Origin of the sequence: Micromonospora sp. NBRC 110009 (genome assembly GCF_030518795.1) — a bacterium.
Lineage (GTDB): Bacteria > Actinomycetota > Actinomycetes > Mycobacteriales > Micromonosporaceae > Micromonospora.
In genome coordinates, this window is record NZ_CP130427.1 from 3,812,780 (window position 1) to 3,826,892 (window position 14,113).

Annotated in this window: 11 protein-coding genes; 5 read left to right on the top strand and 6 right to left on the bottom strand. The window is 74.2% G+C overall.

What is annotated here, in order from left to right; all coding sequences use genetic code 11:
• Window positions 1–2,001, bottom strand: a complete 2,001-nt coding sequence (locus Q2K19_RS18330; protein WP_302762512.1) for an acyltransferase family protein — start codon at window positions 1,999–2,001, stop codon at window positions 1–3.
• Between the two features lie 103 nt (window positions 2,002–2,104).
• Between Q2K19_RS18330 and Q2K19_RS18335 the strand changes: the two genes are divergently transcribed.
• The 5 genes from Q2K19_RS18335 (at window position 2,105) to Q2K19_RS18355 (ending at window position 6,689) form a co-directional block, all read left to right on the top strand.
• Complete coding sequence (locus tag Q2K19_RS18335) at window positions 2,105–3,079, top strand: ABC transporter ATP-binding protein (RefSeq protein WP_446839639.1); 975 nt, start codon at window positions 2,105–2,107, stop codon at window positions 3,077–3,079.
• Entirely contained in the window at window positions 3,076–3,927 is an 852-nt protein-coding gene (locus Q2K19_RS18340; RefSeq protein WP_302762513.1) for an ABC transporter permease, read from the top strand. Before Q2K19_RS18335 ends, Q2K19_RS18340 begins: the two co-directional genes overlap by 4 nt.
• A gap of 9 nt (window positions 3,928–3,936) precedes the next feature.
• Complete coding sequence (locus Q2K19_RS18345) at window positions 3,937–4,185, top strand: helix-turn-helix transcriptional regulator (protein ID WP_302762514.1); 249 nt, start codon at window positions 3,937–3,939, stop codon at window positions 4,183–4,185.
• A 78-nt stretch (window positions 4,186–4,263) separates the two neighbouring features.
• A complete protein-coding gene (dnaG, locus tag Q2K19_RS18350) occupies window positions 4,264–6,156 on the top strand; it encodes a DNA primase (RefSeq protein ID WP_302762515.1) in 1,893 nt (630 codons plus the stop codon).
• Entirely contained in the window at window positions 6,156–6,689 is a 534-nt protein-coding gene (locus Q2K19_RS18355; RefSeq protein ID WP_302762516.1) for a hypothetical protein, read from the top strand. The genes dnaG and Q2K19_RS18355 overlap by 1 nt, the downstream gene beginning before the upstream one ends.
• Before the next feature lie 4 nt (window positions 6,690–6,693).
• Here Q2K19_RS18355 and Q2K19_RS18360 read toward each other — a convergent pair whose 3' ends face one another.
• The 5 genes from Q2K19_RS18360 to Q2K19_RS18380 form a co-directional block, all read right to left on the bottom strand.
• Window positions 6,694–7,638, bottom strand: a complete 945-nt coding sequence (locus Q2K19_RS18360; RefSeq protein ID WP_302762517.1) for a TAXI family TRAP transporter solute-binding subunit — start codon at window positions 7,636–7,638, stop codon at window positions 6,694–6,696.
• Between the two features lie 20 nt (window positions 7,639–7,658).
• Window positions 7,659–8,051 carry a roadblock/LC7 domain-containing protein gene (locus tag Q2K19_RS18365; protein WP_302762518.1) on the bottom strand — a complete coding sequence of 131 codons (393 nt, stop codon included), beginning with the start codon at window positions 8,049–8,051 and terminating at the stop codon, window positions 7,659–7,661.
• Window positions 8,048–10,459, bottom strand: coding sequence for a sensor histidine kinase (locus tag Q2K19_RS18370; RefSeq protein WP_302762519.1), 2,412 nt, complete (start codon window positions 10,457–10,459; stop codon window positions 8,048–8,050). The genes Q2K19_RS18365 and Q2K19_RS18370 overlap by 4 nt, the downstream gene beginning before the upstream one ends.
• A gap of 66 nt (window positions 10,460–10,525) precedes the next feature.
• A complete protein-coding gene (locus Q2K19_RS18375; RefSeq protein ID WP_302762520.1) occupies window positions 10,526–11,545 on the bottom strand; it encodes a TAXI family TRAP transporter solute-binding subunit in 1,020 nt (339 codons plus the stop codon).
• Window positions 11,542–13,722 carry a TRAP transporter permease gene (locus Q2K19_RS18380; protein WP_302762521.1) on the bottom strand — a complete coding sequence of 727 codons (2,181 nt, stop codon included), beginning with the start codon at window positions 13,720–13,722 and terminating at the stop codon, window positions 11,542–11,544. The genes Q2K19_RS18375 and Q2K19_RS18380 overlap by 4 nt, the downstream gene beginning before the upstream one ends.
• Window positions 13,723–14,113 lie beyond the last annotated feature (391 nt).

Genomic DNA, 14,113 nt, shown 5'->3' on the forward strand with positions numbered 1-14,113 from the left:
TCAGCCGCCGCGCAGCGCCAGCCGGTAGAGCTGGGGGAGCAGCCACGGGGCGATCCACTGCTGCACCCCCTCGGGGGTGAAGTGCAGGCCGTCGCTCCGGACCCGTACCCCGCCGGCGTACCAGGTGAACCGCCCATCCGGGCAGGCCCGCCGGTTCAGGTCGAGCACGGTGGCCGCGTGCCGGTCCGCCGCCGCGCGCACGAGCCGGTTCCACGCATCCACCCGCCCGGCGTCGTCCTCCGGCCAGAGCCCGCCGTCCGGGCGCTCCGCCCGGCGCGTGTAGGGCGCGGTCAGCAGCGTGACATGCGCGCCGCTGGCGGCCGCGACGTCGATGGCCCGGTCGAGTTCACCGGTCAGGTACCGGTCGAACGCGGGATCGCCGACGTGCTGCCAGCGTCCGTCGAGCTTGCGGTCGATCAGCTCCCAGCGGTCCAGCAGGATCACCGCCACGTCCGGGTCGTCGGCGCGCACCCCCCGCCGCCAGCGATCGTCCCAGTGCTCGCAGCCGGGGTAGTTGGGGTGCGGCTCGCCGAGGTAGCGCAGCTCGGGCAGGCGGGCGATGCCACAGCCCTGCACCGCTCGCACGCTGACCGTCAGCTCCCGCTGCTGTGGCAGGTAGGTGCCGAGCGACCAGGAGACCGAGTCGCCGAGGAAGGCGATCCTCGGCGGTCCGGGCCGGCGCCCGGGCCGGTGTATCGGGGGCGCCGCGGCGGCGGAGCCGGGCGACGCGCTGGCCGCGGGCGTCGGGGCGCCCAGGGCGATCGGCGCCCGGGGCGGCGTGGCCGGCGGGACGGTGCCGAGCACGGCGACGGCGGCCACCCCGCTGACCGCCGCCCCGGCCAGCGCCGGCGCCGCGCGCGGCAGCCGCCCGGCCCGCCGGATCGGCCGCTCCACCAGCAGGTACGACCCGGTGGCGGCGGCCAGGGTGACCAGGCACCGGGCGGCGAGCAGGAGCCCTCCGGTCAGCCCGGTCCGCTCCGCGGTCAGCCACTGGAACAGCGGCCAGTGCCAGAGGTAGACGCCGTACGAGATCCGGCCCAACCAGACCAGCGGGGCCAGGGCGAGCAGCCGGGCGGTCGAGGAGGCGGGGCTGACCGTGGCGTGGGCGATGACGGCCGCGACCGCCAGGGCGGCGACCGTGAGGCCACCCCGGTAGAGCCAGCCGTCCCCGCCCTCGGCGGTGGTCCAGAGCCAGGCCGTACCGGCGGCGCCGACCAGCGCGAGCGCGCCGAGCACGGGGTGCCGCACCCGGCGGCCGGTGCCTGCCGAGGCGTCGTCGGCCCCGGGCCGCGCGGCCGACGACCGGCGGGCCAGGAGCACGGCGAGCGCCGCCCCGACCAGCAGGGCCACCGCGCGGGTGTCGGTGCCGTAGTAGACCCGGTCCCCGGCGTCCGGGGCGAACATCGCCGCCGCGCCGAGCGCCGAGGCGGCCGCGCCGGCCAGGACGACCAGCAGCACCGCGGCGAGCCGGCGGCGCACCGGCCGGGACCGCAGCGCCGCCGCGCCGAGCAGCGCCGTCAGCAGCAGCGGCCAGAGCAGGTAGAACTGCTCCTCGATGCCGAGCGACCAGCTGTGCTGCAACGGCGAGGGGCTGCCGGTGGCGGCGAAGTAGTCCCCGCCCCGGTGCGCCATCCGCCAGTTGGCGACGTAGCCCAGCGCCGCGAGGGCGTCCCAGCGCAGCGCGCCCAGCTCGGTCGATGGCATCAGCCGCCGGCCGACCAGCAGCACCGCGAGCAGGACCAGCAGCAGCGCCGGGAGGAGCCGGCGGATGCGGCGGGCCCAGAACGCGAGCAGGTCGATCCGTCCGGTGTCCTGGTGCTCGGCGAGCAGCAGCGAGGTGATCAGGTAGCCGGAGAGGACGAAGAAGGCGTCCACGCCGAGGAAGCCGCCGGGCAGGGCCGCCACCCCGCCGTGGAACGCCAGGACCGCGGTCACCGCGAGGGCGCGGACACCGTCCAGCGCCGGCTGGTACGGGATGCTCGCCCTGCGCGTACCGGACATGGTCGTCTGTCCCCATCGGTGACCGGCTTACACCCCGCCTGTCGGGTCCTCGACCGAGAGCGGGTGTGCCGCAAGATGTAGTAGAGGTGCTACATTTCGCGGTATGACTGCGGTCGAAGTACCGGGAGTCGCCGAGACTCCGCACCCACCCGACGAGAACCTGGCCCTCGACGTTCGCGACCTGCGCATGCGGTACGGCACGACGGACGTGCTGCACGGGGTCGACTTCACCGCCCGGCGCGGCGAGGTGCTCGCCCTGCTTGGACCCAACGGCGCCGGCAAGACCACCACCATCGAGATCCTGGAGGGCTTCCGGCTGCGCTCGGCCGGGGACGTCCGGGTCCTCGGCGTCGACCCCGGCCGGGGCGACGAGCGCTGGCGCGCCCGGCTGGGCGTGGTGCTCCAGTCGTGGCGGGACCACGGCAAGTGGCGGGTCCGGGACCTGCTCGTCCACCTGGGCGCCTTCTACCTGCCCTACGCCACCGACCGGATCCCCCGCCCGTGGCCGGTCGACGAGCTGCTGGACGCCGTCGGCCTGACCCCGCACGCGGGCAAGCGGGTGCACCAGCTCTCCGGCGGCCAGCGCCGCCGGCTCGACGTGGCGGTGGGCATCGTCGGCCGCCCCGAGCTGCTCTTCCTGGACGAGCCGACGGTCGGCTTCGACCCGGCGGCGCGGCGCGAGTTCCACGAGCTGGTGCACCGCCTCGCCGACCTGGACGAGACCACCATCCTGCTCACCACGCACGACCTGGACGAGGCGGAGAAGCTGGCCGACCGGATCCTCATCCTGGCCGGCGGCCGGATCATCGCCGACGGCTCGCCGGACGAGCTGGCCCGTCGGGTCGCCGGGGACGCGGAGATCCGCTGGACCCGCGCCGGCGAACGCTTCGTGCACTCCGCGACCGACGCCACCGGCTTCGTCCGGGACCTGCTCCGGCAGTACGGCGACGAGGTGCAGGAGCTGGAGGTCCGCCGGGCCAGCCTGGAGGACGCGTACATGGCACTGGTCTACGAGCAGGAGTCCGGGGTCCGGGCCGGCGGGGCCGCCCGGGTGTGGCAGCAGGGGAGCGACCGATGAACCCGACCACGGCGGCCGTCCGCGCCGGCCTGCAGCGCGGCCTGATCGAGCTGCGCAACACCTTCACCAACGGCCAGGACCTGTGGAACTACTTCTTCCCGACCGCCGTCCTGCTGGTGACCACGTTCTTCATGCGCGGGTCCACCGTGCCCGGCACCACCTTCTCGCTCGGCGCCCGTACGCTGCCCAGCGCGCTCGGCATGGGGCTGGCCTTCGGCGGCCTGATGGTGCTCGCCTCGCAGCTGGTCGTCGAGCGGGAGGACGGCACCCTGCTGCGCGTCAAGGCCACCCCGAACGGCATGCTCGGCTACCTGATCGGCAAGATCGTCCTGCTCTCCACGGTGGCGCTGCTGAGCATGTTCCTCCAGCTGCTCCCCGCGGTCTTCTTCCTGGACGGGCTCGAGCTGTCCCGCCCGGGCGCCTGGCTCACCCTGCTCGCGGTGGCGCTGCTCGGCCTGGTCGCCACCCTGCCCATCGGCGCGGTGCTCGGCTCCCTGATCGAGAACCCGCGCAACCTCGGCCTGGTCATGCTGCCGACGATGGGGCTCATCGCGCTCTCCGGCATCTTCTACCCGATCAACGGCTACCCCGGCTGGTTGCAGGCGATCGCCCAGGTCTTCCCGATCTACTGGCTGGGCCTGGGCATGCGTTCGGCCCTGCTGCCCGGCGACCTGGCCGCGGTCGAGCTCGGCGGGTCGTGGCGGCACGTGGAGACCGTCGGGGTGCTCGGCGCCTGGGCGGTGCTCGGGCTCGTCCTGGCCCCGGTCGTGCTGCGCCGGATGGCCCGCCGGGAGTCCGGTTCCCGGATGGCCGCCCGCCGGGAACGCGCCATCCAGCGGGTCGGATGAGCGGCGCCGATGAGTGAGACCGTGCACAACCGGATCGCGGTGCTGCGGGCCGAGCGGAGCATCTCCCGGCGACAGCTCGCCGACGCGCTGGGCGTGCACTACCAGACGGTCGGCTACCTGGAACGGGGCGAGTTCCGGCCCAGCCTGCACCTGGCGCTGCGGATCGCCGCCTACTTCGAGGTGCCGGTCGAGGTGGTCTTCTCCATCGAGCCGTTCCCGCGGATCGGCGACGCCACGGGAGCCGGCCGCTCGGCCTGACCGGTCGGACGGGGCACGGGCGGTGTCCGCCACACGCCCGTGCCCCCGACCGCCGGATCGTCGGTCCGGCAGGGCAGGATGTACGCCGAGGAGGTGGCGGAGATGGCGGGGCGGATCCGGGACGAGGACATCGCGCTGGTCCGCGAGCGCAGCTCGATCGCCGAGGTCATCTCCGACACGGTGACCCTCAAGTCGGCCGGCGGCGGCAACCTCAAGGGGCTCTGCCCGTTCCACGACGAGAAGAGCCCGTCGTTCAACGTCTCGCCGGCCCGCAACGTCTGGTACTGCTTCGGCTGCGGCGCCGGCGGCGACGCGATCAAGTTCCTGATGGACGCCGAGCACCTGAGCTTCGTCGAGTCCGTCGAGCGGCTCGCCGCCCGCGCCGGCGTCCAGCTGCGGTACGTGGAGGACGACCGCTCCGCCCCGCGTACCCGGCCGCAGCAGGGGCAGCGGCAGCGGCTGGTCGCCGCGCACGCCGCCGCCGTCGAGTTCTACCGCGCGCAGCTCAGCACCGCCGGCGCGCGGCCCGCCCGGGAGTTCCTGGCCCAGCGGGGCTTCGACCGGGCCGCCGCCGAGCGGTACGGCTGCGGCTTCGCCCCGGACGCCTGGGACCTGCTCACCAAGCACCTGCGCCAGCAGGGTTTCACGCACGACGAGCTGGTCACCGCCGGGCTCTCCCGGCCGGCCCGCTCGGGCAGCCTGATCGACCGGTTCCGCCGGCGGCTGCTCTGGCCGATCCGCGACCTCACCGGCGACGTGATCGGCTTCGGCGCCCGCAAGCTCTTCGACGACGACGACGGCCCGAAATACCTGAACACCCCCGAGACGCCGATCTACAAGAAGTCGCACGTCCTCTACGGCATCGACCAGGCCAAGCGGGAGATCGCCAAGCAGGGCAAGGTGGTCGTGGTCGAGGGCTACACCGACGTGATGGCCTGCCACCTGGCCGGCGTGCCCACCGCCGTGGCGACCTGCGGCACGGCCTTCGGCACCGACCACATCGGGGTGCTGCGCCGGCTGCTGATGGACACCGACGCGGTGGCCGGCGAGATCATCTTCACCTTCGACGGGGACGCCGCCGGCCAGAAGGCCGCGCTGCGCGCCTTCGAGGACGACCAGCGCTTCGTCGGGCGTACCTTCATCGCGGTCAGCCCGGACAGCATGGACCCGTGCGAGCTGCGGCTGGCCAAGGGCGACCTGGCGGTCCGCGACCTGGTCGCCCGCCGCGAGCCGCTGGTCGACTTCGCGCTCCGCCATGTGATCAACCGGTACGACCTGGACACGGTCGACGGCCGGGTGGAGGCGATGCGCCGGGCCGCCCCGCTGGTCGCCAAGATCAAGGACCGGGAGAAGCGCCCCGAGTACGTCCGCAAGCTCGCCGGTGACCTCGGCATGGAGATCGAGCCGGTGCAGCGCGCGGTGCTGGCCGCCGGGTCGGGGCAGCTGGCCGGCGAGGCGTCCGCCCGGGCCCGCTCCGGCCCGGTCGCCCCGACCGTGGACAGCCCGCGGTCGATGGTCGAGCGGGAGGCGCTGAAGCTCGCCCTCCAGGAGCCGGTGCTGGCCGGCCCGATGTTCGACGCGGTCGAGGCCGGCGAATACCGGCACCCGGTCCACCAGGTGGTCCGGGCGGCCGTCGCGGCGGCCGGCGGGGTGGCGACCGCCACCGGCGGCGCGGTCTGGATCGAGCAGGTCCGGGACGCCTGCGACGACCTGGCCGCCCAGGCACTCGTCGGCGAGCTGGCCGTCGAGCCGCTGCGCATCGACGGCGACCCCGACCCCCGGTACGTCTCGGTCACCATGGCCCGGCTCCAGTGGGGCTCGGTCACCGGCCGGATCAAGGACCTCAAGTCGAAGATCCAGCGGATCAACCCGGTGAGCAACAAGGACGAGTACTTCGCGCTCTTCGGGGAACTGCTCTCGCTGGAGCAACACGCGCGGGCGCTGCGCGAGCAGGCCGCCGGAGGGCTCTGATGGGACTGTTCAACCGCAAGCCGAAGCTGCCCCCGGCCGACCGGCCGCCCCTCGCCGCCGAGGAACGCGTGCTCGCCTGGGCCGCGGCCGGCAACGGCGAGGGCGACGGCGTGGTGGTGGCCAGCAACCTCGGGCTCTGGCTGCCCGGCCGGGGAGAGCGCATCGGCTGGCACGACATCCTCAAGGCGGTCTGGTCCGGCCGGGAGCTGACCGTCACGCCGGCCGACCGGGTCGCCGAGCGGGACGGCTACCTGGTGGTGGCGGACTGCCCGGCGGAGACCTACCTGCTGCTCGACCCGGGCGACCTGCCGCACCAGGTACGGGCCCGGGTGACCCGGTCGGTGGCGTACACCGCGCACCACCCGGTGCCCGGCGGCGCCGGCCGGATCGCCGCCCGCCGGGTGCCCGGCGTCGACGGGCTGACCTGGACGGTCCGCTACGACCCCGGCACGCCCGCCGACGAGGCGGTGGCCGCCGAGACCGACCGGCTCGTCGCCGCGGCCCGGGCCGCCACCGCGCCCGCCGACGTCTAGCCCGTCACCGCCGCTGGTAATACCGGGCCGCCCCCGGGTGCAGCGGGATCGGGTCCGTCCCCGCCGCGCTGTCCCGGTTGAAGTTCGCCGCCTCCGGGTGCACCCTGATCAGGTCGGCCTGGTAGGTGAAGAGCATCCGGGTCAGGTCGTACGCCAGGTCCTCCGGCATCTCCGCGCTCACCAGGATCACGTTCGCCACGGTGATGGTCGGGGTGGCGGCCGGCGTGCCGTACACCTCTCGGGGCAGGGTCGCGGTGGTGTAGACCGAGCCGAAGCGGGCGGCGAGCGGCTCGATCAGCTCCGCCAGGGGGAGCATCCGGAACATCCCGGGCGCGCTGGACAGCAGGTCCTTGATGCCCGGGGTGGGCAGGCCGCCGGAGAAGAACATGGCGTCGAGGCTGCCCGCCCGCATCCGCTGCACCGTCTCCGGCAGGGACAGGTTGACCCGCTGGATGTCCCGGTCCGGGTCGATCCCGGCGGCGGTCAGCAACCGGCCCGCGATGATGTCCGTGCCGGACTTCGGCGAGCCGGTGGAGATCCGCTTGCCGCGCAACTGGGCGAAGGAGTCGATCTTCCCGTCGGCCCGGACGATCAGGTGGGTGTAGTTGCTGTAGATCCGGGCCAGTGCCCGGACCGGCTGTGGCTGCCCCTCGAACGCACCCCGCCCGGTGACCGCGTCCGCCGCCGTGTCGGCCAGGCTGAAGGCGATCTCCATGTCGCCGCCGGCCAGCCGGTTGATGTTCTCCACCGACGCGCCGGTCGGCTCGGCGCGCGCCTCGTAGCCCGGCAGGTGCCGGCTGATCACGTCCGCGTACCCGCCGCCGAGCTGGTAGTAGACGCCGGTGGTGTTGCCGGTGGCCAGGAAGATCCGCCCGCCGTGCCAGGCCTGCGGCCCGGCCTCCGCCTCGCCGCAGCCGGCAACCAGGACGGTCACCAGGAGCGCAGCCACCAGCCGAAGCGGGCGGCCGATCACGGGCGGACCGCCGGTTCCAGCGCCTCCGCCACCCGCTGGACCAGCGTCGCCGTCTCGTAGCCGATCTGGCCCAGGTCGCACCCGGGCGCGGCGAGCACCCCGAGCAGCGCCCGCTCGCCGACGGCCATCACCAGCATGACGCCGCCGTCCATGTCGACGATCTGCTGGCGTACCCGGCCGGCGGACATCAGCCGGGCGGCGCCCACCGTCAGGCTCGCCAGACCGCTGATCACCGCGGCGAGCTGATCCACCTGGTCGGAGGAGAGGTCCGGCGAGGCGGCCAGTCGCAGCCCGTCCTCGGACACCGCGAGGGCGTGCGACACGTCCGGCACCTGCTCGGCGAAGTTGGCCAGCAGCCAGTCGAGTCCGGCGGTCACGGATGAGGTCATTCGGTTCTCCCGTCGGGTGTGGGGTGCGGGGCACGACGCATCGCGCTGGCCACGCCCTCGGCGAGGGCGGACAGGCGGGCGCGTACCACCTCGGGGTCGAGCAGGTCCGCCTCGGGGCGGGGTGGCGTCCCGGTGGTGGGCACGGATGCGGGGAGCTGGCCGCCCCGGGTCCGGCGGGGCAGCCCGGCCGGGGTGAGGGCGGGGGCGTCGGGTGGCCGTGCCCGGGCGGTGCTGGGCGATCGCACGCTGGCGACGCCCCGGACCGGGCCGGCGGCGGGCGCCGGGCCCGCCCCGAGCACCGGCACGGCGACGGTCGGGCTGTGGTGCAGGGCGGCCGGGCCGGGCGCGGTGGTCACCAGTTCGCGCGTCCCGGCGGCGGCCGCCCGGACCGCCCCCGGTCCATCGGGGCCGGGCCGGAACCAGGGCGCACCCCGGCCGGCCGGCGTACGCCGTTCGCCAGCCGGCCGCCGGGTGACCGACTCGACCCGGGTCAGCGCCGTCTCCGGCACCTCGACCTGGGCTACCGTGCCGCTGCCGGTGTGGTGCAGTTGCACCCGGATGCCGTGCCGGGCGGCCAGGTGCGCCACCACGTGCAGGCCCATGCTGCCGGCCGCGGCGCTGGAGAGCGTGGCCGGCGAGGCGAGCCGCTCGTTGATGGTGCTCAGCCGGGTGTCGCTGATGCCGATGCCCTGGTCGTGCACGCGCAGGGTGAGGCCGTCGACGGTGCGCCGGCCGTCCACCAGCACCGGCGCGTCCGGCGGCGAGTAGACGGTGGCGTTCTCCAACAGCTCGGCCAACAGGTGCACCAGGTTGCCGACCGCCGCGCCGTGCACCGCCGCGGTCGGCACGGCCACCTCCACCCGGGGATAGTCCTCGATCTCCGAGGCCGCCGCCCGGACCACGTCGTCCAGCAGTTGGGCGCCCTCGTACCCGCGGCCCGGCTCGCCACCGGCGAGGACCAGCAGGTTCTCGCCGTTGCGGCGCAGGCGGGCGGCGAGATGGTCCAGCGCGAAGAAGCGCTCCAAAGCGTCCGGGTCGGTCTCCTCGCGTTCGAACTCGTCCAGCAGGCGCAGCTGACGGGTGATCAGCGTCCGGATCCGTCGGGCCAGCGCCTCCGCCATCCGGGTCACGTCGAGCCGCAGCTCGGCCTGCTCGCCGGCGAGCCGCAGCGCGGCCTTGTTCACCGTGTCGAACGCCTCGGCCACCTGGGCCACCTCGTCCCGGCCCCGCCGGATGCCGGCGGTCAGCCGGGTCGCCGTGCCGCCCCCCGGGGAGCCCTCGCCGGCGGCGATCGCGTTGATCCGCTCCGGCAGCTCCCGGTTCGCCATGGTGAGCGCGGCGACGCGCAGCCGGCGCAGCCGCCGGCTGGTCCGCACCGCGAGCAGCACGGCGGTGATCAGCGAGCCGAGCGCCACCGTGCTGGTCGCCCCGGCGGTGACCAGGGCCCGCTGCCGGGCGGTGCGGGCCAGCGCAACGGCCTCGTGGTCGAGCTCCTCGGAGAGTTCCCGGCCGAGCAGGTTGTAGCGGCGGATCGTCCCGCTCTGCGCCACGTACCAGGCGTCGCCGTCGGTCTTCAACGACTCCGCCCCACCGTCGGTGTCCAGTACCGCGTCGCGCATCCGGCGGGCGGTCTCCACGTCGCCGCCCGACACCAGTCGGTACCAGGCGGTGTTCGCCGGGCCGGTGGCGATCCGGAGGAACTCGGCCTGGCGCTGCTCCCGGGCGCCGCGCAGCCGGCCGAGCCCGGCCACCTCGCCCGCGGCGAGCGTGCCGCGGACGAAGACCCCGCGCAGCAGGTCGCGTTCCAGGGCCGCCAGGTGTTCCTGGGCGGCCACGGCCGCCACCTGCTGGGCCCCGCTGGCCAGGTCGCGGTCGCGTAGCTGGGCCGGGAGGGCGTCGGCGACGGCGAGCAGCGACTCGACCATCGTCACGTACGCCGGGTCGGCGCGCTCCCCGCCCAGCGCGAGCCCGCGGGTCGGGTCGAGCTGGTCGAGTCGGCCGTCCGCGTCGTTCAGCACCGGTCTCAGGTCCGGCGCGGTGTGCCGGGCCGCGGCGCTGGCCGCCCGGTACCGCTCGACGGCGGCGTCCACCCGTCGCCGCTGGGCGTCCACCAGCGGCCGGCCGGACGTGCCGCCGCGCTGGCGCAGGGCCGCCGTCTCGCCGAGTTCCCGCTCCAGCTCGTGCACCAGCCGCACGGTGGCGGTGGCGGTGCCGGCGAGCACGCGGGCCCGGTCGGCGTCGGCGGACGCGGCCAGCGCGGCGTCGGTCTGGGCGGCGCCGAGTACCACCAGGCCGACCGTCGCCACCAGGATCGGCGCGAGCAGCTGGGTACGGACCGACCAGAGGTGTTCGGTGCGGTCGGTGGAGCGGTGGTGCCGGCGTACGCGGGCGGGGTTGGGGAGCGGCACGGGGGTCTCCCGGATCGGGTCGGTGTGCCGGGCCCGGACCGGTTGTCCGGGCCCGGCGTCGTCGGCTCAGCTCGCGCCCAGGTCCTTGAGCGCCTGGTCCGCGCCGCGGTGCAGCTTCACCGGGTCGGTCTTGCGGGAGTTCTCCAGGGTGATGCCCTTGGCGGCCGGGTTGGCCTGGCCGAGGACGTCCTTCTTCTCGAAGACCGTCCTGGTGATCGCACAGGCCACGTTGGCGTCGAGGTTCTCCCGGACCAGCAGCACGTTCGGCACCACGATGGTCGGGGTGTCCGCCGCCGTCCGGTAGACGTCCTTCCCGATGGTGCCGGCCTGGTACGCCGGGTTCAGCTCGGTCAGCTTCGGCAGCAGCGGGCTGATGTCGATGAACTTCACCTTGTCGCCGGCCGTGGTGAAGAGGTCGGTGACGCCGCCGGTGGGCACCCCGCCGGACCAGAAGAAGCCGTCGATGCTGCCGTCCTTCATGCCGTCGACGGTCTTGGTCAGGTCGAGTCGCTGCGCCTGGATGTCCTTGGCCGGGTCGAGGCCGGCGGCGGTGAGCAGCCGGTTGGCGATGACCTCGGTGCCGGACTTGGGCGAGCCGGTGGAGATCTTCTTGCCCTTCATGTCGGCGACCGAGGTGATCCCGGCGTCGGCCCGGACCACCACCTGGGTGTAGTTGTCGTAGATCCGGGCGAGCGCCTGCACCGGCTGCGGGGAGCTGAAGCTCTCCTTGCCCTGCACCGCGTTGACCGCGGTGTCGAAGAGCGAGAAGGCGACGTCGTACTGGCCGGCGACGAGCTGCTCGATGTTCTGCACCGAGGCACCGGTCTCCGCGGCGGTCCCGGTGAGCTTGCCGCCGGTGGCCGCGGAGAGCTGGCCGGCCAGGGCGTTGCCGACGACGTAGTAGACCCCGGTGGCGTTGCCGGTGGCGATGCCGACCCGGGTGTCCTTGGTGACCTTGCAGGTGATCTCGCTGGCGGCATCGTCCGTCGCCGCCCCGTCCTGACGGCCCCCGCATCCGGCGGCGCCGGCCGCGACCAGGGCCAGCGCCCCGATACCCGCGGCGATCCGCACGTCGATCCGTCTCACTCTGTCTCCTCCCGATGGTCAACTTGTCGGACCGGCGCGGGGACGCCGGCCCGGCCGGCGGCTCCACGTCGGACGAACACACCCGCCACGGCCAGCGCGGCCAGGGCCGCCCCGATGGCGACGGGCACGGGTTCGAGCCAGAGCAGCACCAGCCCGGCGACCGCGCCGAGGATCCGCTCCGGCACGCCGGCCGCGCCGACGCCGGGCAGCCAGCCGCCCGCCGCCACCGCGAGCACGGTGACGCCGAGCGCGGAGACCAGGCCGGCGACCGCGATCCGTGCCACCCCGCCGATGCCGAGCAGCCCGAGGCCGGTCGGCGTGATCACGAAGGCGATCGGGATCAGGTACGCGGGCAGCGCGTACCGCAGGGTCTGCCACATGGTCGGCACCAGCCGGCCGCCGGTCACCGCGGCGGCGGCCACGGCGGCGAGCGCGGTCGGCGGGGAGACCTCGGACAGCACCGCGAAGTAGAAGACGAACATCGCCGCGGCGGGCGCGGCGACACCGAGGTGGAGCAGGGCCGGGCCGATGATCACCCAGCCGATCACGAAGGAGGCGGTGACCGGCACGGCCAGGCCGAGCAGGCTGAGCGCGACCGCGGCGAGCAGCGCGGTGAGCACCAGCACCACGGCGGGCTCGGAGCTGACCGCCTGCGCCCCGCTGACCAGCAGCGCGGCGGCCTGCGGGCCGAGCCCGGTCTTGGTGGTGGTGGCGGTGATGATGCCGGCCGCGGCGCAGACCGCGCTCACCGCGAGCACCCCGCGTACGCCGCCGCTGAGCGCCTCGACCAGGCGGGTCGGGGTGAGCCGGTGCCGCCGGTCCAGGAAGGACAGCGCGGCGGCCAGCACGGTGGCGATCACCACGGCCCGGGTCGCCGAGGCGCCGGTGGAGAGCACCACGATGATCACGATGAGCGAGAGGAAGTGGTAGCCGAACCGGGCCAGCAGCCGCCAGGCCGAACCGGTCTCGATCACCACCGGGCGTACGCCGGAGCGCCGGGCGTCGATCTCGACGGAGAGCAGGATGCCCAGGTAGTAGAGGATCGTCGGCACGGTGGCCCAGCCGAGCACCTGGAGGTAGGACACCCCCAGGTACTCGGCGATGATGAAGGCCGCGGCGCCCAGCGTCGGCGGCGAGAGGATCGCCCCGACGCCCGCGGCGGCCAGCATGCCGCCGGCCCGTTCGGGCGGGTATCCGGCCCGGCGCAGGATCGGCCAGGTGACCGCGCCGATGCTGACCGTGGTGGCCGCGCCGGAGCCGGAGACGGTGCCGAGCAGGAAGCCGGAGGCGACCGCGGTCCGCCCGGGGGCGGTGCGGGAGCGGCGGAAGGCGGCGGCGGACAGCTCCACGAAGAACCGGCCGGCGCCGGAGAGGTCGAGCACCGCTCCGTAGATGGTGAACAGCACGATGTACGAGGCGGCCACGTCCAGCGGGGTGCCGAAGAAGCCGCTGTCGGAGTTGTAGAAGGCGTCGACGAGCTGGCCGAAGTCGAGCCCGGCGTGCGCCACCGGCCAGGATTGCGGCAGCAGCCCGCCGTAGTAGCCGTAGCCGAGGAAGAGCAGGCACACCGCCGGCAGGATCCAGCCGGTGGTCCGCCGGCACGCCTCCAGCAGCAGGAGCAGCAGCACGGTGCCCATCAGCACGTCCAGCGGCACCAGCAGGCCCTGCCGGTCGAGGAAGGCATCGTAGCCGCCGCCGCCCGCGCCCAGGGTCACCGGCAGTACCGGGTAGAGGCAGCTCAGCAGGGCGGCGACGGCCAGCATCCAGTCGACCGGGGTGGGCCCGCCCCGCTCCGCTGGCCCGTCGGCCGCTGGGGCGGGGTCCGGCGGCTCGTTCCCCGCCGATGCTGTTGCCGCCCGCCGGGGCAGCCGCATCCCCGAGGGGTACGCCAGAAAGACCATCGGCAGTACGCCGGCCAGAAAAATGATCAGGTAGTACTTACTGCCCTGGGGAAGCGGGAAGAAGACCTGCCAGAGGGTGAGCAGGGCGATGGCGACGGTGACGCCGGTGAACAACAGGCCGACCGGTCCGGACAGGACGCGGCCCGGTTTTTCGTCCTCGAACCGGGCGGCGAGTTCCCGGGTGTCGTGGTGCCCGGCGACCGGGCCGTCGTCGGCCCAGACCGGATCGCCGGCCGTCCCCTGGTCGGGCGGGAGCGGCACCGGGGCGACGTCCACGTCGGACGGGGATGCCGGCGCCTCGTTACGCCGTGGCGTCGGAGGGGTTTCGTCGGAGGAACGAACGGACGACACGAGGGGGCACGATACGCGAATCGCGTACATCTTGGGAACATTGCTGATCATGATTGCGCTGGGTGACCGAAGGGGCTTCCCAATTACTCAGCGCGCTCATATTTCAGAACGACTCTCACCAATGTCGTCGAAAAGGAGTAGCCGAGTTCGGGAATTGAGTGGTGCCCGAAAGCGATCTGTTCACTATGACGGTATTGGTCCCGGTTGTCGGCCGGGTGAGTGTCGCCTCCGACGTGGTCACGCGGCGTAACCGGCATTACCGTCTGTGTTTCCCCGGTGCCACTCGTCGTGCGGGTTAACCGGTCGAGGCTGTCGG